Raw genomic sequence first — 18639 nt, forward strand, 5'->3', positions numbered from 1 at the left:
CATCACCGGTCGACGAGCTGGGTCAGCTCGCGCAGGAGTTCGGAGGCGGTGAGCGCGTCCAGCTCACCGAAGGGATGGTCGGTGCGGAACGAGCTCCACTCGCGCTCCTGTCCGGAATCGGTGATGAAGACCGTGATCTTCTGCTCGCTCCAGCGCAGAGCCTCTGCGACCGATATGCCCGGGTCCAGGCCGATGACCGCCGAGCGCCGACCGGGCAGCGGCCGGTGGACGACCACGGCCATGTCGCCGTACTCCGCGCCGCCGCTGATCCAGCCGGATCGCTCCAGTCCGAGCAGTTTCACGGTGGGGACGGGACGGCCCTCGAATCGCGTCAGCGTCAGCGCCGTGCGCTCTTCCGGAGCGAGGGTGTAGCTCTCCCGCTGCAACTGCGGAAACGGCTGCAGCAGTTCGTAATCGGCGAACACCTCAGACCAGCCGGTGACGGTGCCACCGAGATCCAGCGGATGCGCGATACCGACGCGGGCGCTCGGTGTCAGGGTCACCGGGTCGTCGTGCACATCGGCGAAACTCAGATCCTCCGCGACCCGGAACGACCCGGTGACCGCGTCGTTCTCATCGACCGTGACCCACACCAGCCTGCGGGCGAGCGACGCCATCAGGGGATGCTCGACGAACAGGGCGTGATGCGTGTCCGGCGTCCAGCGGCGGCCTGCCGTCATCGCGCGCTCGAGGCGCCGAAGCTGTTCTTCGGCAACCGCTTTGGCGTCCTTCTTGAACGCGGTGAACGCCTTGTACGCGGCCGGAGCCAGCTCGGGATCGTCCTTCGTTCCCGGCTTGGGCAGGCTCTTGCGACGCGTGCCGTCGGCGTCGAACACGACCGGGCGGAGCTGTTCGTCCAAGCGCACGTGGAACTTCCGGGTCCCGTAGTCGATCACGTGGACGCCCAGGGCATCGAGCCCGAGGGTCGGGACCAGCCGATCGGCGAGTTCCTCGGCGGTCAGCCCGGCCTCGTCGGCCAGCTCCCGGATCTTCTCCTGCGCCTTGGTTCTGATGCCCTTGAACTTGACCTTCTCGGCAATGCTGCTCAGCTGCGTGAGCGCCGCGTCCGTGCCGATCGCGACGAGCACGTCGAGCCCGGACACCGCACGGGCGTGGGCGTTCTCGCCGGGCCACGCGCGGATCAGCGGCGCGAGGTCGCGGGCGATCTCGTCGTCGCCGAGCAGACCGAGCACGTGCAGGGTCCAGGCGTGGTCGGGCGGATACCCCGCCAGTCTCCAGGTATCGAACAGCGCCCAGCCGAAGGCGGCCAGCGACCGAGGTTCGGCGACCTCACGGACCACCTCGATCCCGGGATAATCCTCGTCCGGACCGCACAGGGCCAGCACGGTGCACACGGCCGTCACCGCGGTGGACGGCAGCGCACGGCCGTTGGCGCGCAGCAGAATCGGCGGCAGCGCGCGCGGATCCGCCCACGCCGGGGGCTCGGGCACGACCTCCGGCAGTCGCTCGAGCGGATCGCCCGACAGCTCCGCCTCGATCGCGGCGGCGGCCTCGGGCCCGAGCGTGGCCGCGCCCGCGCACAACGCCGCCCGATGTCCCCGTCCGCACAGCGTCCACAGCGCCTGCCGGGCGAGTGTGCGCGCCTTGCCCGGTCGGCCGAGCGCGGCCGCGACGAGATCGGGTGCGGCACTGTCGAGGTGGCGTTCGAACCAGGCGAGCGCCAGGGCCCTGGCCCGGCTGCGCGAGCGCAACAGCCGGGTCATGAGGGTGGTGACGGCGGTCCCCGTCACAGGTGCGAGGACTTCGGCGCGGGTCGCCGGCGCGGCCTCCACCACCCGCACCATCAATCCGGCGGCATCATCCCCGAAACGGCCCAGGATCCGCTGCATGATCTCGGTCCAGTCCCAGAAATGCAGTGGGTGCAGTAGCGCCAGGTGCGGCTCGACCAGCTCTCGCGGTCCAGCGGCGAAGATCTCGGCCAGGCTGTATCCGGACGGGTGGTCGTCGCGCAGCAGGCTCTCGAGCCGAGCCTGCCAGCCCTCGCGCGGTTCGCGGGCGCGGAAACCGTTGTCGGCCCAGGCATCCTGTTCTCCGGGGAGCCACGCCGTCGCGGGCGCGCGCGTTGTTCCGAGGTTCGCGATGACGACCTCGGCGCGCGGCTGCCGCTCACGCTGCCAGGGCGGCTCGACGAGCAACCGTGGCAATTCGTGCGCCGCCGCCTCCGGGACACGGCTCGCGCCGGGTTCCGCCGCGAACTCGGGTGCGAAAACCACGCGTGCCTGCCAGCGGATCAACTCGTCGTGCAGCGGGGTGCGCTCTACCTCCGTCGCGAGTATCCGCCGGGCCCGCAGGGGGAAACGGAGCATCGACTCCATGAGCGCACCTCGAATCGCCGGCCGCTCCGCCCGTTCCGCCAGAAGTCGAAACGCCGTATCGGTGGGCAGCCGCGCCAGCAAGCGCGCGATGACCCGCTGTTGCTCGGCGGCGAGCCCCGGGGTGTCCAGGGCGACGATCAGATACTCGGCCGCCTCGGGACCGACGTGCACCAGGGCGCTGAACAATTCGGTCTGCGTCGGCGTCGCCATGCCGTACCTGTGCTCGGGCACCATCGCCAGCTGGGCGGCGGTCGTCGCAGAACAGACGAGCGGGGCCCAGGCTTCACCGAAGTAGCTCGCGTTCTTGCCGCGCCGCCCGGCTCGGAGATCCTCATCGAGCCAGTTCTGTTCGGTGGGAAGCAGATACGACGTCGCCATGCGCACCGGCAACCCGGGATGTTCGGTGCGGTAGTCGCCGAGCCGCTGTACGACAGCGCGGTACTCCGGTTCGCTCAGCAGCGCCAGCTGCGCCCGCAGTTTCGTCATCGCGCGCAGGGGCAGCCCGTCCGCACAGGGAGCCGAGACTCGATGCGCCGCATAGTGCAGCGATGACCCGCTCTCCCGGATACGGTGTGAAACACTCAACTCCGCCCACAGCACCGCGGCCTCGGCCGCCACGGCCGCACCGAATCCCGCGATCCACGCATCGATCAACCGGCCGGCGGTCAGCGACGTCCCCGGCGTGTTCTGCCCATCCAAGGCTGTGGCCAGCACCCCGGTCACCGCGAGCCCGAGCGGATTCGCCTGCCCCGGATCGGCCATGACAGCCCGGGCGGCCTCCGCCAGCTCGGGATGCAGCTCCGCCGTGGCCTCCACCGACAACGCCATGAGGTCGTCCGCCAGCCACTTCCGATACCGCCCGACCGCCTTGGTATCGACCACCGGCATCTGCACCGGCCCGCGCCCGCGGAACGGGGCGGCCTTGTCCGCCCACTCCGCGGGCACGACCCAGGAATCCTCGTCGGTGGGCCCGAGCTCGATCACCGTGTCCCCGCCCATGTTTCCTCCATCGTCGGCGCGGCTCCCCGTTCCGGGCACGCCGCTGCCGCGCCGGCCCCGGCACGCGGGCTCGATCGCGGTCTCCTCGTTCGATCGCGGTGGCTCGGGAGTGCCCGAGCCACCGCATGTCATGTCCGCCGCCGGTCAGCGCTACCGGTCACCCGTTGTCGCGGATCTGCAGAATCTCCAACTCGCGCAGCAGTTCCGAACCCGTCACCGCGTCCAGCGCGGCGAAGGTGGGTCGGTTGCCGCTGCGGCTCCAGTACCCCTCGTCGCCGGTGCGGGTCAGGTGAACGGTGATCTTCTGGGTGTCGAACTCCAGGGCGTCCCCGGCGATGATGCCCGGATCCATGTCGATGACCGCGGAGTTACCGTCACCCAGAGCGCGGAACATCTCGCAGGAGACACCGCCGTCCATGGGTTCGCCACGTTCCCAGCCGAATCGGCCCAGGCCCAGCAGGGTGCCGGTGGGCAGCGAGAGTCCGGTGAGGCGGTCGAGGACGTCGGTGCCCAACTCCGACTCCTCGAAGGCGTAGGTCTCGCGCTGGAGCTGCGGGAACGGTTGCAGGATCTCGTAATCGGCGAACACCTCGGCCCATTCGCTCAGGGCCGATCCCAGGTGCAGGGGATGCGCCAGGGCGACGAGGGTGTCGGGCGCGACATCGATGGGCTCGTCCGCGGCGTCCGCGTAGCTGCGATCCTCGGCGACCCGGAACGATCCTGTGACCGCGCCCTCGGCGTCGAGGGTCACCCACACCAGGCGCCGCGAAAGATGCCACAGCAGTGGATGTTCCACGAACAGTCGCCGATGCTCGGCGGCGGTCCAGCGGCGTCCGAGCACCATCGCGCGCTCGAAACGCCGAATCTGATCGGCCGCCGCGGTGCGCACGTCCTTCTTCAGCGCGGCGAAGAGTTTCGCGGCGGCGGGGGCCAGCTCGGGATCGTCCTTCGGGCCCGGCTTCGGCAGGGCCTTGCGCAGTCCGGCGGCCTGCCACGCGCCGTCGTCGCCGCGCACCGCGTCCGACACCGTGGGCTTCAACTGCTCGTCGAAGCCCACGACGAACCCGCGCGGACCGAAATCGAGCACGAGCCTGCCGTCGGCGTTGAGCCCGAACTCCGGAACCAGGCGATCGGCGAGCTGTTCCGCCGTCAGACCCAGGCTTTCGGCGACCTCGGCGACCTTCTCCTGCGCCTTGGTCTTGAGCCCCTTGAACTTCACCTTCTCGGCGATGCCGTTGAGCTGCATGAGCGCCACGTCGGTGCCGAGCGCGGTGAGGACATCGAGCCCGGAGACGGCGCGGGCGTGCCCGGCCTCACCGGGCCACACGCGAATCAGCGCGCCCAGCCGGCGCGCGGTCTCGTCGTCGCCGACGAGGCCGAGCGCGTGCAGCACCCAGCCGTCCTTGGACGGGTAGTCCGCGAGCTTCCAGAGCTCGAAGACACTCCAGGCGAATTCGGCGAGCGACTCGGGGTCGGCGGCCGCGCGAATCTGGTCGACGCCGGCGTAATCGCCGTTCGGGCCGCACAGCGCCAGCACCTGGCACACGTCGCGCGCCGCATCCTGCGGCAGCACCGCGCCGTTGCCGCGCAGCGCCAGACCGGGCAGCAACTCCGGCGCGAGCCAGGCCGGGACGGCCGGGATCTTGGCCGGCAGCCGGTGCAGGGGATCGGTGTCGAGCAGGGCTGTCACGGCGGCCCCGGCGCGGGGATCGAGCAGCGCCGCCGCGGCCTCGATCTCCGCGCGGTGACCGCGTTCGGCCAGCCAGCACAGCGTGCTCTCCGCGCCCCGGCGATCCTTGCCCGCCTTGCCCACACTCGCCGCGATGAGAGCGGGCAGGGCCGCGGCGCGGTTACGGTCGAACCACTCGATCGCGAACGGCCGGGTGCGCTTGCCATCGAGCCAGCGGGTCATGAGCGTGGTCACGTGCGCGCCGGTCACCGGGGCGAGCAGGTGCGCCAGGTTCGTCGGATTCGATTGCACCGCACGGGTGACGAAGGAGATCGCGTCGTCCTCGAATCGAGCCAGAATGCGGCGCAGACCGGGCTCGGAGTTCCACATCCGCCCGATCGAGGCGGTCGCCAGATGGGGGCGCACCAGCTCGTCCGGCGCACTCGCGAACAAGCGCACCACACTCCAGAACGATCCGGAATCGCTCGCGACCGCCCGCTCGATCTCGGCCGCGTAGTTCATGCGCTCGGCGTCGGTGACCCACACCGCCGCCTGCTCCCACTCCGCGCGTTCGCCGGGCAGCCAGGCCAATCCATCGGGCGTCGGCTCGGCGAGGTTCGCGAGGGTGACCTGCTTGGTCTTGGCCCGCGCCCGCGTCCACGGTGTCACCCGCAGGACCTCGGGCAGTTCCGCGGGCGTGGCCCGGGGCCGATCGTCATCGAGATAGGCGGCGGTGTCCGGCAATTCGGCGACCAGGTCGGGGTGGGCCCGCGCGATCGAGCGCAGCACGTGCCGGGCCATACCGGATCGCGCGGCGGCCGGTCCGAGCATGCGCAGGGCCCGGCGCGGATACCGGTGCGCGGCCTCGACCAGGACCGGCGGAACGAAGCGCTGTTCGGCCCGCGCGGCCAGCCCGGCGAAGGCCGTGTCGGTGGGGAAGCCGGCCAGGATACGGGCCAGCTCGCGCACGGTGTCCCCGTCGAGTTCCCGTGCGCGCAGCAGACGTTCGATGGCGGGCGCCGCGTCGGGCCCCAGCCGCACGAGCGCGGCGAAGAGCGAGCTCCGGCCGTGGATGTAGGTGAACTGCGTGGCCTCGAACTTGCCGACCAGCTTGTCCAGCTGCGCGGTCTCGCTCACGCTCGCCGTCAGCAGGATGAATCGGCTGTCGTAGTCGACCAGCGCGGGCACGAAAGCGTCGAGATCCGCCGCGACCCACTGGGTTTCGGTCGGCGCGAGATAGGAGGCGGCGAGGCGCGCGGCGAGTCCGCAGCCCCCGGCGCGCAGCTCCGCCAGCCGATCGACGGCCGCGCGATAGTCCGGCTCGGTGGCGGCGGCCAGATACCGTCGCACGGCGGCCAATTCGTCCGGCGCGGAACCGCGACCCGGCTCGGCCGGATCCAGCCGGCGCACCAGGTAGTTCCAGCTGCGGGTGCCGGTGTCGTAGTCCCAGTCCAGGGTCAGTTCGGCCTGGCACACCGCGGCTTCGGCGGCGAAGGCGGGCCCGCGCCCGAGAATCCAGGCGTCGGCGGCGTAGTGCACGCCGCGGACCAGTCGATGCAGCAGCAGGGTGAGCGCCGCCGCGCCGAGCGGTGTGCAGGTCGCCGCGTCCCGCAGCGCCTCGCGGCCGGCCACGGCCAGTTCGTCGCCGTAGCGCGCCGCCGAACGGTCGAGACAGGCGAGCAGCTCTTTGCGCTGGGAGGCAACGGCATTCGCGAAATCGAATACCGCCGGGGGATAGGGCTCGACCGTGGGGGCCGGACCCAGCCCGCGGATGGGCGCGGCCGCGGCCCACCACTCCTGCGGAACCTGCCAGATGTCCTCGCGGGCAGCGGTATCGAGAGCGGAGATTTCGGCACCGTCGGCGACGGTGCTGGCGGAGTCGAGCATGTTCCCCCGAATCAGTGGAGCGTTGACGCAGCGACTGTAGCGAGTCGCTCCGACAGCCGCCGGGTCACCGGTACGGGGCCCGAACACGGCGATGCCCGTGCGGATCGAAATCCGCACGGGCATCGGGTGCTTCGGGAAGCGGGCCGAACTAGCCGACCGTGGCGCCCACGCGCAGGGCGTGGGGCTCGATGGCGCCGCGGACCAGGGCCCGCTCGTCGATCGTCTCCGCCTTGTACGGCAGGGTCGACAGGGTGGCGGTCATCTTCGCGACCGGATCCTCGATGGCCTTGGGGGTACCGAAGATGAAGGTCCACTCGTGCTCGTCCGAGACGTAGGGAACCACGGTCTCGAACAAGTTGTGGAAGCGAGTCCACGAGCGCTTGAGAGTTTCGTTGCGCCACATGGTCTGACAGCCGGCCTGGGCAGCGAGCACGCCGCCCTCCGACAGGATCGCCTTACAGCGGTTCAGGAAGTCGTCCTCGTACAGGCGGTTGTGCTGGGCATCCTCGACGCGCTCGTCCGGCAGGTCGATGCAGATGAGGTCGTAGCGGGTGCCCGCGGCCTCGGCCTTGGCCAGGAAGTCCCAGCCGTCGGCGTAGTGCATCTTGATCGGGCCGGTCTGCGCGACCGCCTCGGCCAGATCCGCCTGCGAGTAGCCGTAGGGCAGGTGCTCGGCGCACAGCTCGACCTCGAGCTGGTCGATGTCCACGTGATCGACGAGCGTGGCGCCCGCCGCGGCCGACATCTGCGAGGCGACGCCCTCACCGGAACCGATGATCAGCACCTTGTCCAGCTTCTCGGCCAGCGCGTACCCCGGAACCAGCATGGCCTCGTGGTAGGTGAGCTGGGAGAACTCGGTGGACTGGCGATCGTCGTCGGAGAACAGGGACCGGCCCTGCTCGGTCTCGGCGATGACCATGTGCTGGAACGGGGTGTTGGTGTCCACGATGACCTCGGACATGTTCCACACTCGGGTCAGGCCCTCGCCGACCGGCTCATGGATCCGGCGCGCGGCGTGCCCGCGCTGGATGACCTCCATGTTGACCGACTTCGGGGCGAGCTCGGCCTGGAGCAGCTCCACGGCCTTGGTCGCGCCCGCGCCGATGCTGCCGCAGGTGAAGACGTCGACGAAGATATCGCCGGATTCGGGGTAGGTGTGGATCGAGGCGTGGGACTCGGCCAGTAGCGCCAGGATGGTGACACCCTGCGGCTCGAACTGCTTGCGCACGACATCACAGATGGTCACCCCCGCGGCGACCAACGATTTTCGAAGTGCGGCTTCGAGTCGTTCGAGGTCGTCGCAGAGGGCCGCGTCGACACCACCGAACTCGGCCAGCACGTGCCAGCCGGTGAATTCTGCCGTCATGGCTAAACTCACTCTCGCTCAGCGCCGATGACATGAACAGTCAAAGGCGGAAAACCGTTGAAGGACACCGACGAATAGCTCGCCGTATATGCGCCGGTCTCAAGGATCCGAATGGGATCACCGGCTCGCAACGTGGTCGGTAGGAGGACACGCGTGCGCTGATACAGTACATCGTCGCCGTCGCAGGTCGGACCGGCGACCACCACCTCGTCCACCGGGTCGCCGTCGCGATCGGTCTGGAAGCGGTAGGCGATGTACTCGTTCTCGGTCTCGGCCATGCCGTTGTAGCGGCCGATATCGAGGTATACCCAGCGCCGCCCGTCCGGCGCCTGTCGAACATTGACCACCTCGCCGTGAATCACACCGGTGTTACCCACCAGGGCGCGACCGGGTTCCACGATGAGAGCGGTGTGTTCCGGGAGATGGCGGGCGGCGGCAGCGGCGATGACCGCGCCCAGCTCGTCCACGCCGGGAGCCGCGTCGGCGTACGAAATCGGAAGTCCCCCACCGATATTCACCGCCGTCATGGGAATGTCCTTGGCCGCCAGCGCTTCCGCGATGGAACCCGCCTGCTCGATGCCGATCTGCCACGCGATGGGATCGAGTTGCTGCGACCCCACGTGGAAGTACGGACCGGCGATCTTCAATCCCAGATCGTGCGCGCGCACCAGCAGCTGCACGGCTTCGCCCGGGGCGCAGCCGAACTTGACGCCGAAGGGCGTCTGCGACTGCGGAGCCGAGGCCAGGAACCGGAGTTCGATCTCCGCGCCCGGCGCGTGCTCGGCGATACGGACCAGATCGTCCTCGGTATCGGAGGCGAAGCGGCGCACCCCGGCCGCGTGGGCGGCGGCGATGTGGGCGGCCTTCTTGATCGGATTGCCGTAGCACAGGACTGCCGGATCAACCCCCTGCGCGAGGCAGAGCTCGATCTCCCCGACGCTGGCGACATCGAACTCCGCGCCCTCGTCGTTCAGTAGCCGGATGATCTCCGGCACGGGACTCGCCTTGACGGCGAATCGGATTCGGGCCGAAGGTAGTGCGGCGTGCAGCGCGCGGTAGTTCGCGCGGACCCGGTTCAGGTCGATGACCAGACAGGGCGACTCGGGCGGGTTTGAGACGGACAATCTAAGGGAACTCCCCACTGTTCGGGCCGCCGAAACGGCCTCGGGCAACAGTCCGCGACAATAGCAGCGGTTGGCGTCGGAAAACGAACCGAAGAACCATCGACTTCGTCACCCCGCGGCCGGAAACCGCCACAAAACCGGCGATAACCCCTAGGCTGGATCGCCGGTCCGGAGGAAGTTCACGCGAAGTTCAGCCCGCGGTGACCGTCAGCTCGTCGAAGACCACTTCCCCCGCCGCATCGGATTCGGCCAGGTCAACAATGGCGTCGACGGACCATCCATGATCGCCCGCCGGATCGTCCAGCACCTGGCGCACATGCCAGAAACCCTCGCGCTGCTCGACCTGGAAAAGTTTCGGCCCGCGCGCGTTGGGACCCGTCCGAATTTCCTCGTACTCGGCGAAGTAGGGCTCGAGTTCGCCCTCCCAGTCGACCTCGTCGCCGAAGTCCTCCAGGGCCGTCCAGCGCTGGAGCGCGAGCAGTTCCACGCGCCGGAAGAGCGCGTTGCGCACCAGCACCCGGAAGGACCGCTCGTTCGCGGAGATGGGCCGCACGCCCTCGGCGCCGAAGGCGACCTGCTCGGTGTCGGTCTCCGCGCCCGGATTGGTGAGCTGCTCCCATTCGTCGAGCAGGCTCGAGTCGACCTGGCGAATGAGCTCGCCCAGCCACTCGGTGATGTCGTCGAGCTCCTCGGTGCGCGCCTGCTCGGGCACCGTCCGCCGCAGCGCCCGATAGGCGTCGGCCAGATAGCGCAGCACCACGCCCTCCGAGCGCGCCAGCTCGTACTGTGACACCAGCTCGGCGAAGGTCATCGACCGTTCGACCATCTCCCGGACCACGGACTTGGGCTGGGGCTCGAACTCCGACACCCAGGGATGGCCGGCCTTGTACGTCTCGTACGCCGGATAGATCAGCTCCTCGGCCAGCGGCTTGGGCCAGGTCACGTCCTCGAGGAGCTCCATGCGCTCCTCGTATTCGATGCCGTCGGCCTTCATCTCCGCGACCGCCGCGCCGCGCGCCTTGTGCTGCTGCCCCATGAGCAGCTGCCGCGGGTTCTCCAGCGTCGCCTCGATCAGGGTGATGACGTCGAGTGTGTAGGTGGGCGACTCCTTGTCCAGGAGCTCGAACGCGGCCAGCGCGAACGGGGACAGCGGCTGATCGAGAGCGAAATCACGCTGCAGATCCACCATGAGCCGCGCGTGCCTGCCGAACTCGTCGGGCTCGTCGAGCTGCTGCACCACCCCCGCGTCCCGCAGCGCGCGATAGAGCTTGATCGCCTTGAGAATGTGTTTACGCTGCGCCGCGCGCGGTTCGTGGTTGTCCTCCAGCAGATGCCGCATGGCGTAGAAGCAATTGCCCTTGCGCGCAATCACATTGAGCAGCATGGCGTTGGTGACGTTGAACCGCGAGACCATCGGCTCGGGCGAGGCCGCGACCAGGCGGTCGAACGTCTCCTCGGACCAGGACACGAAACCCTCCGGGGGCTTGCGCTTCTGGACCTTCTTGAGCTTCTTGGGATCGTCCCCGGCGCGGGCGATGAGCCGGGCGTTCTCCACCTCGTGGTCCGGCGCCTGCACCCAGACGCTGCCCATGGTGTCGAAGCCGGCGCGCCCCGCGCGGCCCGAGATCTGATGGAACTCACGGGCATTGAGCCGGCGCGTGCGTACGCCGTCGTACTTGGTCAGGCCGGTCAGCAGCACGGTGCGGATCGGCACGTTGATACCGACGCCCAGGGTGTCGGTGCCGCACACCACCTTCAGCAGACCGTCCTGCGCCAGTTTCTCCACCAGGCGCCGGTACTTGGGCAGCATGCCCGCGTGGTGCACGCCGATACCGTGCCGGATGAACCGCGAGAGCGTCTTGCCGAAGCCGGTGGCGAAGCGGAACTCGCCCAGCGCCTCGGCGATCGCGTCCTTCTCGGCCTTGGAGGCGAAGTTCACGCTCGTCAGCGCCTGGGCGCGCTCGATGGCCGCGGCCTGGGTGAAGTGCACGACGTAGACCGGAGCGAGGCTGGTGGTGACCAGATCCTCGAGGGTCTCGGTGATCGGGGTCTTCACGTACGAAAAGCTCAGCGGCACCGGGCGTTCCGCGCCCGAGACGATGGCGGTGTCGCGTCCGGTGCGGCGTTCGAGATCGGCGGCGAAGAAGTCGACCTCGCCGAGAGTGGCCGACATGAGCAGGAATTGGGCCCCCGGCAGTTCGATGAGCGGCACCTGCCACGCCCAGCCGCGATCCGGATCGGCGTAGTAGTGGAACTCGTCCATGATGACCTGGCCCACGTTCGCGCTCGGGCCCTCGCGCAGTGCGAGATTGGCGACGATCTCCGCCGTGGCGCAGATGATCGGCGCCTCCGGGTTCACCGCGGCGTCACCGGTCACCATCCCGACGCGATCCGCGCCGAACACCTCGCACAGCGCGAAGAACTTCTCGCTGACCAGAGCTTTGATCGGCGCGGTGTAGTAGCTGCGCTGCCCGCGATTGAGCGCGGCGTAGTGCGCGCCCAGGGCCACGAGGGACTTACCCGATCCGGTCGGCGTCGCCAGGATGACGTTGGCGCCGGTGAACAATTCGAGCAGCGCCTCCTCCTGCGCCGGATACAGGGTCAGGCCCTGGCTCTCGGTCCATTCGGAGAAGGTCTCGTACAGCCAATCCGCTTCCACATCGGGGACGGCTTGATCGGGGACGAGTTCGGATAGCTGCACGCCCCTACGTTAGTGGGTGCGCACCCGCCCCGAGTCCAGCGACCGGCTACCGCAGTTCGCCGCCCTCGGGTCCGCCGCTCTCGCCGAACCCGCCCTGCTCGGCCAGGAAGCGCTCGAACTCCGCGCCCAGCTCGTCGGGGGTGGGCAGCTCGGCGTCCGGGGCCAGCAGGCTCGACTGCCGCTCCTGGGCGGTGACGAAACTGTCGTACTGGCGCTCGAGCGCGTGCACGACCGTCTCCACCTCGGAGTTGCCCGCGATGTGCTCGTTGACCTGCTCGCGCACCCGCGCGGCCGATTCGCTCAGCGCCGCGAGCGGCAGTTCGAGCCCGGCGTTCTCGGCCACGTTCTCCAGCAGGGTCTGCGCGGCCTCGGGATAGGCGGTCTGGGTCAGATAGTGCGGCACGTGCACCGAGAAGCCCACCGACTCCTGACCGTGCTGGGCCATGCGGTACTCGAGCAGCGAGGACGCGCTGCCGGGCACCTGCAGCTCACCCGGCCAGCGCTGATGATCGCCGATGAGCTCGCTGTTGCTGGCGTGCGCGGTCACACCCAGCGGGCGGGTGTGCGGAATCGCCATGGGAATCGCGCTCAGGCCGATGGTGCGGCGCACGCCGAGCTGCTCGGACAGCATCCGCACGGCGGTGACGAACTTCTCCCAGCGCAGATCCGGTTCCAGCCCGGACAGCAGCAGGAACGGGGTCCCGGCGGTGTCCTTGAGCGCCCAGAGGTTGAGCTCGGGCTCGGTGTAGTCCGAGAAGTGGTCGGTCTTGAACATCATCAGGGGCCGGCGCGAGCGGTAGTCCAGCAACTCGTCCATGTCGAACGAGGCGACCAGTTCGCTCTCGAGGCTCTCCCGCAGATGGGTGGTGGCCAAGCGCACCGCGTGACCGGCGTCGGTGAAGCCCTCCAGTCCGTGCACCAGCACGGGACCGGAGCCGTCGGCGGATGACAGCTGCGGAGCGGGGAACTCCAGCTCGTACATTCGCGACTCGTAGTCCATCGCGTACTCCTTCCTGCGTGGCCCACCTTCGCGACCAAGTCCCATTGTCTCTCATACGCGGTCCCACATGCGCCATGGGCCCGTGCACTGCCCGCACTCCGGCTGCAACACGCCAGACCGCGACACGCATTCCCGAAGGTTGCTCACGCGGCGTGGCATTCGGTGTGAACAGCCGAATTTCGGCATAGTGGACGGAGTGACCGTGACTGCATCAGTACGCGCCGGGGGAGTCGCGGTACTGGGATTGCTCGTCGTGGCCTGCGGAACCACCGTCTCGGGTCAGCCTATCGCCGCCGAGGGCCCCGCGACCGCGGTACGGGCCGATAGCGGCCTCGCGCGACTGCTTCCCGACCCCACGTCGTTCCCGCGCCGCTACGAAGTCGTGGAGCTACCGCCCGGTGCGGCCGATCAGGCGGCCCATGATCTGGATGGAATTCTGCCCGGAGCGAACGTCGATCCGGGCTCGTGCGTACCGCCCGTGCCCGTGGCCGGTCCGGCGGTGAGCGTCGGTACAGATGACGCCACCCGCGCGACGCTGACCGTGGAACTGGTGCGCGTCGATCAGCCGCTGGAGACCCTGCGAGATCAGTTGCGGCGCTGCGGCACCGTGACCGTGGAGCACGCCGGAACCACCGCCGCCGTCACCACCGAACTCGATCCGCCGCCGCCGCTGGACGCGGATGACACACTCGCCCTGCGCCGTACCGTTCGCTCCGAGAACGGGAGTTCGGGACTGACGCGCAATATGCAGACGTTGCTGGGGCAGGTGGGGGATGTGCGGATCAACGTCACCCATATGTCCTACGGCGACGCCGAAGCCGATGCCGAGGCGCTGGATTCACTGTTCACCGCCGCGGTGAGCAAGGTCCGCAAGGGCTGATGCCCGGCGGCTCGGGGCTGATCCCCCGGAAGAGCCGGCCCCTGCCAGACCCGGCTCCCGGTGGGGAAATCAGCAGCCGGAGCCGGAAACGCCCGAGCCCGAGCCCACCGAGCCGGTGGTCGAACCGCTGTCGCCGGAACCGCTGAGCGCCGAGCCGCTGCCGTTGGAACCGGTTCCGCCCGAACCGGAATCGCCCGAACCGCTGGGCAGCAGGCCGCACAGCGAGACGCCGCCGTTGCCCACCGAGTAGGTGATGCTCGACAGCGAACCGCTGTGGCGCGCGCTGATGGTGTGCATGCCGGTGGTGGTCGGATGCCACTCGATGGAGGCGACGCCGTTCCAGTTGGGCAGCGCCTTGCCGACGAAGACGCCGTTGACCGACACCTCCACCTCCGAGAGCTTGCCGAAGCCGTCGGTCTCGACCTGGATGGTGCAGCCGGCGCTCACGCCACACTGCTGGCCGGGGGTGAGCCCGACCACGGTGACGCCGTTGATGCCCGCCGCGGCCGGACCGGCCAGCGCGGTGAGGGTTGCCGCCGCGGTGACACCGAGCAATCCGAGTGCCTTGGAGCGTGTTCTGCTCATTGCGTACTTCCTTCCGGCACCGTCGGTGGTGCCGGGCGGACTGTAACAGCGGGGGAACTGGTCGTTAGGTGAAATCAAAAGTGCTGCATGGTGATTCGGAATCCGCATGACTGTGCAGCGCGTTTTGGGGGCTTTTGCCGGGGAGGGTTCGCGGCTAGCGCGGGGTCATCGGGCGGTGTACGCGGCGACCAGTTCGGCGCCCAATCGTCCCAGCTCAGCGCGTACGGACTCGGGTTCGAGTACCTCCAAGGTGGTGCCCCAGCCCGCCAGTTGCTGGGCGATCATCAGGGGTGTCGGGGCCGAGATTCGCACCCGGATCCGGCCGTCGGGAACCGGGCCCTCGACGACGCAGTGCCTACCCTGCCGGTCCTGTAGAACCGGGAGCAGTCGCGCGGGCACGAGCACGGCCGCGGCCAATGTGGAACGATTGCTTTCCATTTGCTCGACCACTTCCGACCAGGCCGCGGAGAGGTCGAAATCGGCCGGCCGGTCCGACTTTTCGGCGGTGATCCGTACCTGTGTCATGCGGTCGACGCGGAAGGTGCGCTGCCCGCGTTCGGTGCCGGCGATCAGGTACCAGATGCCGTCCTTGTCGACCAGGCCCCACGGATCGACGGTGCGTTCGGTCGTGGCGCCCGCGCGCGGGTAGGTGAACTCGGCCCGGCGGCGGCGCACCACCGCCTCCTGCAGGAGTTCGACCTCCGGCGGGGTCCGGTCGTCGAGTTCGCCCCAGCCCGCCGCGTCGACGATCACCGCGCTCGCCGCCGCCTCGGCCTCGGTGCGGAAGGTCTGCGGCAGGGCGCGCAGCAGTTTGCGCAGGGCGGTCTTGCTCGCCGGTGTCGCGGTGGTCATCGGGCCGAGCAGCAGGAACAGGGACTGCGCCTCGGTCGCGGTGAGACCGCTCAGGTCGGTGCGCGCCCCGCCGACCAGGGCCCAGCCGCCGCCGCGTCCCGGCTGCGGATAGACGGGGATGCCCGCGGTGGACAGGGCCTCCAGGTCGCGGCGCGCGGTCGCCACCGACACCTCGAGTTCGGCGGCGACCTCGGCGGCGGTCACCCGGCCGCGGGTCTGCATGAACAACAGGGTGGCCACCAAACGGTCCGCTCGCATGAATTTCATACTGCCCGAGAAAGTGCTCATTCGGTGAGCACTTTGGGGGCGATGCTGGATTCATCACCAACGAAACCCTGTGAAGGAGTACGGACATGCTGCGTGGAATGGCCACCGTGAACTACTACGCCGACGACCTCGAGGCCGCGAAGGACTGGTACACCGAGCTGCTTGGCGTGGCGCCGTACTTCGCCGTGCCCGGCGGTTACTACGAGTTCCGTATCGGCGACTACCAGGCCGAACTCGGCATCATCGACGGCCGGTACGCCCCGGCTCGCCCCGATCGCCCCGGCGGCCAGATCCTGAACTGGCACGTGGACGACGTCCACGCCGCCTTCGACCGTCTCCTGGCGCTGGGCGCGACCGAGTACGACCCGATCACCGAACGCGGCGCGGGCACCGGCTTCGTGACCGCCGCGGTGGTGGACCCCTTCGGCAACGTCCTCGGGATCATGACCAACCCCCACTACCTGGAGATCCTCGCCCGAGATCGTTCCGCGGCGCCCGCCGGGGCGTAGGCCCGTACGCCGATTCCGGTGCGCCGCACCGGGATCGGCACGCTCGGCGGTAGCCGGTCGTTGTCCTCGGAAAACTGCCGCGCACAAGCGGTTCCATCCGGAACGGCTCGAAAAACGTTGCATGGTAATGCTTATGAAGCATCAATGAAGGGGTTCTTTTCTGGCTGAAGCCAGCCCGGCGAGGTGCCGGTAGACCGGTCGTCGAGGCCCATACAGGCTCCGTCGCGGGGCCGGCCGTGAGCTTCGTGAATCCGAAGGCGGTGCCGCAGATGGCCGACGACGAGGCGGTTATGGCCGGCGTGCCGCGGCCGTGGGACAACCGCTGATCCCGGGCCCGCGCGGTCCCGGGCCCGTCCGGAGCCCTCGTCGGCGAGCCCGGAATCCCCTCGAGCCCGCGCACGGTAACAGCGCCCACCGACAGGTCCGAAGACCTCGATCTTGTCCCACGCCGAGTACCCCACACCCGCCACAGTTCTCCACAGCCCCCTGAAAAACCCCAGGTCGCCGCGGAAGGCCCGACACCCCACCCGCGCACCCTCGATGCCATGACAACGCCCATCGAACCCACCCCGTCCCGTCCCGCCACCACCCGCCTCGGCCCACCTCCGTCGGTGGCAGCCCTCGGCTCGGCGAACCTGTCCGCCGGGCGCGCGCCCGAACCTCCGCTGCCGCCGCACACCCCGGCGGTGTCCGCCAATTACTCGGATCCGGTCCTCGGCGACTTGCCCGGCGGCATTCGGGGATCCGGGGCGGACCCCGCAGGCATCGTCGGCCGATCGAACGGTGCACTCGCAGATATCGGCCGCCCCGGGCCGACGGCTGTTCCGCCTGTGCGCTCCGATTCGCCGGACAGGGACGACCGTGTGGGCAGGACCGTGCAAGCAGAGGTAGCGCCGATCGCCGTTGGGTCCGGTGACGAATCGGACTGTGCCGGCAGTTGTCTCGATCACGCGGCGGGGTCCTGCCCGAGGCCCGGGATACAGGGCCTCGGCGGAAATGATGTCGCCGCGTGGGTCGGCCGGTCGCCGCGCGAACTCGCGCGACGGGCCGGTGCCGGCGCGGGTGGCGAGGACGCGGAGGAGAGCGACGGCGGCGCCGGCGCAGACCACCCGGCACGGGATCTCGCGGGATGCGGGGGAGAGGCCGGGGGAACCGGGGCCCGTGACGACGCCGACAACCGAGGCGGTGAGCGGTCCGACCTCCCCGAAGGTGAATCCGCGGGGTGTGCCGGTCGGCCCGGCGGTATCGAGCCGCCGGGCGCGGTTGACAGACCCGCTCAAATGGATCGGGTAGCGAGCGGGATCTCGGGCGAGGGGGCCGGAGGGACGGCTGCCATCGACGCGGTCAGCGTGGGGGCGGTCTCGCTCGGGGCGGAGCCGCATCTGCGGGACCCCGGGGACTTCATCGCGGCGGTGCCGGCGATCCTGGGGTTCATGCCGGAGCGGTCGCTCGTTGTCGCGGTGTTGCGGGCCACGGCGGAGCAGCCGGGAACGGCCACGGTCGACGTGGTAGCGCGGATCGACCTGGACGAACCGGGGCGTTCGGAGACCGGGGAGATTGTCGAGCGGGTGGCGGGAATCTGCTTGCGCGACAGCGCGAGTGCGGTGCTGGCGCTCATCGTCGACGACCGGGCGACGCCGCCGGGGGACCGGCACCGGGGGCTGCGGGCCCGGCGGCACCGTGATCTCGCGGGGGCGCTCGAGCATCGGCTCGACGCGGGGGCGCTGCCGCTCGCGGGAGCCTGGGCCGTCAGCGCCATCGGCGCGCGGCTGCCGTGGTGGAGCGTGTGCGGGCCGGTGCGGCGGGGCAGGCAACCCGACCCGGCGACCTCACTGGTCACGCTGCGGCACGTGCTGCACGGGCGGCCCCTGCGCGCCTCACGCGCCGAACTGAGCGAATCGGTCGCGGTGGACCGGGTCGCGCGGGCCCGGGTGCGCGAGCGGCTCCCCGCCGCGGCGGCGGCCGCCGCGCAGCGCCTCGCGGCCGCGGTGCGCCGGTGCGAGCCGGACTCCCACACCCGCGACGAACTCCGGAAGATCCTGCGACAGCTGGAGAACATCGAGGCCGGCGTCCCGCCCGACGACGGCGCACTCGCCGAACTGGCCGTCGCCCTGCGGGTGACCGCGGTGCGCGACATCCTGTTCGGGCTCATCCCCGGCAGGCACGCCGACGCCGCCGAGGCGCTGTGGCTGCGCCTGACCCGCACGCTCCCGGACCCGGACCGGGCCGAGGCGGCCATGTTGCTGGGCTACGCCGCCTACGTGCGCGGCGACGGCCCGCTCGCCGGGGTCGCGTTCGATACCGCCCTGGCCGTGGACCCCGGCCACCGCCTGGCCGCGCTCCTGGATATCGGCCTGCAGACCGGCATGCACCCGCACCGGCTGAACAAACTGGCCGCCGCCGGCCGGGAGGCCGCCGCGGATCTCGGCATCGCCCTGGATGCGGAGCAGCCGTGACGGCCCGG

11 protein-coding genes are annotated in these 18639 nt (G+C 69.9%); 3 read left to right on the top strand and 8 right to left on the bottom strand.

What is annotated here, in order from left to right; genetic code table 11:
• Positions 1–2: 2 nt before the first annotated feature.
• The 6 genes from ACWIGI_RS09335 to ACWIGI_RS09360 all read right to left on the bottom strand — a co-directional run bounded on the left by ACWIGI_RS09335 (position 3) and on the right by ACWIGI_RS09360 (position 13082).
• Entirely contained in the window at positions 3–3335 is a 3333-nt protein-coding gene (locus ACWIGI_RS09335; RefSeq protein WP_454201876.1) for a DUF4132 domain-containing protein, read from the bottom strand.
• A 157-nt stretch (positions 3336–3492) separates the two neighbouring features.
• Positions 3493–6891: a DUF4132 domain-containing protein gene (locus tag ACWIGI_RS09340; protein ID WP_454201877.1), complete on the bottom strand. Its 3399-nt coding sequence runs from the start codon at positions 6889–6891 to the stop codon at positions 3493–3495.
• A 148-nt stretch (positions 6892–7039) separates the two neighbouring features.
• Positions 7040–8257: an adenosylmethionine decarboxylase gene (gene speD / locus ACWIGI_RS09345; RefSeq protein ID WP_454201878.1), complete on the bottom strand. Its 1218-nt coding sequence runs from the start codon at positions 8255–8257 to the stop codon at positions 7040–7042.
• 8 nt (positions 8258–8265) lie between these two features.
• Complete coding sequence (locus ACWIGI_RS09350) at positions 8266–9381, bottom strand: type III PLP-dependent enzyme (RefSeq protein WP_454201879.1); 1116 nt, start codon at positions 9379–9381, stop codon at positions 8266–8268.
• A 190-nt stretch (positions 9382–9571) separates the two neighbouring features.
• A complete protein-coding gene (locus tag ACWIGI_RS09355) occupies positions 9572–12082 on the bottom strand; it encodes a DEAD/DEAH box helicase (protein WP_454201880.1) in 2511 nt (836 codons plus the stop codon).
• A 46-nt stretch (positions 12083–12128) separates the two neighbouring features.
• Complete coding sequence (locus ACWIGI_RS09360; protein WP_454201881.1) at positions 12129–13082, bottom strand: PAC2 family protein; 954 nt, start codon at positions 13080–13082, stop codon at positions 12129–12131.
• A gap of 202 nt (positions 13083–13284) precedes the next feature.
• Between ACWIGI_RS09360 and ACWIGI_RS09365 the strand changes: the two genes are divergently transcribed.
• On the top strand, positions 13285–13962 hold the full coding sequence (locus tag ACWIGI_RS09365; RefSeq protein ID WP_454201882.1) for a sensor domain-containing protein: 678 nt from the start codon (positions 13285–13287) through the stop codon (positions 13960–13962).
• Positions 13963–14031: 69 nt separating this feature from the next.
• Here ACWIGI_RS09365 and ACWIGI_RS09370 read toward each other — a convergent pair whose 3' ends face one another.
• Together ACWIGI_RS09370 and ACWIGI_RS09375 are read right to left on the bottom strand one after the other, a co-directional pair.
• The gene (locus tag ACWIGI_RS09370) at positions 14032–14547 is read right to left on the bottom strand and encodes a hypothetical protein (RefSeq protein ID WP_454201883.1); all 516 of its coding nucleotides are present in this window, start codon (positions 14545–14547) and stop codon (positions 14032–14034) included.
• A 165-nt stretch (positions 14548–14712) separates the two neighbouring features.
• Positions 14713–15657 carry a helix-turn-helix transcriptional regulator gene (locus ACWIGI_RS09375; RefSeq protein ID WP_454201884.1) on the bottom strand — a complete coding sequence of 315 codons (945 nt, stop codon included), beginning with the start codon at positions 15655–15657 and terminating at the stop codon, positions 14713–14715.
• Between the two features lie 95 nt (positions 15658–15752).
• Here ACWIGI_RS09375 and ACWIGI_RS09380 point away from each other — a divergent pair, with 95 nt between their 5' ends.
• Both ACWIGI_RS09380 and ACWIGI_RS09385 read left to right on the top strand, forming a co-directional pair.
• Positions 15753–16175, top strand: coding sequence for a VOC family protein (locus tag ACWIGI_RS09380; RefSeq protein WP_454201885.1), 423 nt, complete (start codon positions 15753–15755; stop codon positions 16173–16175).
• A gap of 1280 nt (positions 16176–17455) precedes the next feature.
• Positions 17456–18631, top strand: a complete 1176-nt coding sequence (locus tag ACWIGI_RS09385; RefSeq protein ID WP_454201886.1) for a DUF4192 domain-containing protein — start codon at positions 17456–17458, stop codon at positions 18629–18631.
• The last annotated feature ends 8 nt before the right edge of the window (positions 18632–18639 follow it).

This window comes from Nocardia sp. NPDC055321, from assembly GCF_053645575.1.

Bases quoted from the DNA above. Each gene is read 5' to 3' on its own strand.
- ACWIGI_RS09335 (WP_454201876.1), bottom strand. From the start codon at position 3,335: ATGGGCGGGGACACGGTGATCGAGCTCGGGCCCACCGACGAGGATTCC.
- ACWIGI_RS09340 (WP_454201877.1), bottom strand. From the start codon at position 6,891: ATGCTCGACTCCGCCAGCACCGTCGCCGACGGTGCCGAAATCTCCGCT.
- speD (WP_454201878.1), bottom strand. From the start codon at position 8,257: ATGACGGCAGAATTCACCGGCTGGCACGTGCTGGCCGAGTTCGGTGGT.
- ACWIGI_RS09360 (WP_454201881.1), bottom strand. From the start codon at position 13,082: ATGGACTACGAGTCGCGAATGTACGAGCTGGAGTTCCCCGCTCCGCAG.
- ACWIGI_RS09370 (WP_454201883.1), bottom strand. From the start codon at position 14,547: ATGAGCAGAACACGCTCCAAGGCACTCGGATTGCTCGGTGTCACCGCG.
- ACWIGI_RS09375 (WP_454201884.1), bottom strand. From the start codon at position 15,657: ATGCGAGCGGACCGTTTGGTGGCCACCCTGTTGTTCATGCAGACCCGC.
- ACWIGI_RS09380 (WP_454201885.1), top strand. From the start codon at position 15,753: ATGCTGCGTGGAATGGCCACCGTGAACTACTACGCCGACGACCTCGAG.
- ACWIGI_RS09385 (WP_454201886.1), top strand. From the start codon at position 17,456: ATGGATCGGGTAGCGAGCGGGATCTCGGGCGAGGGGGCCGGAGGGACG.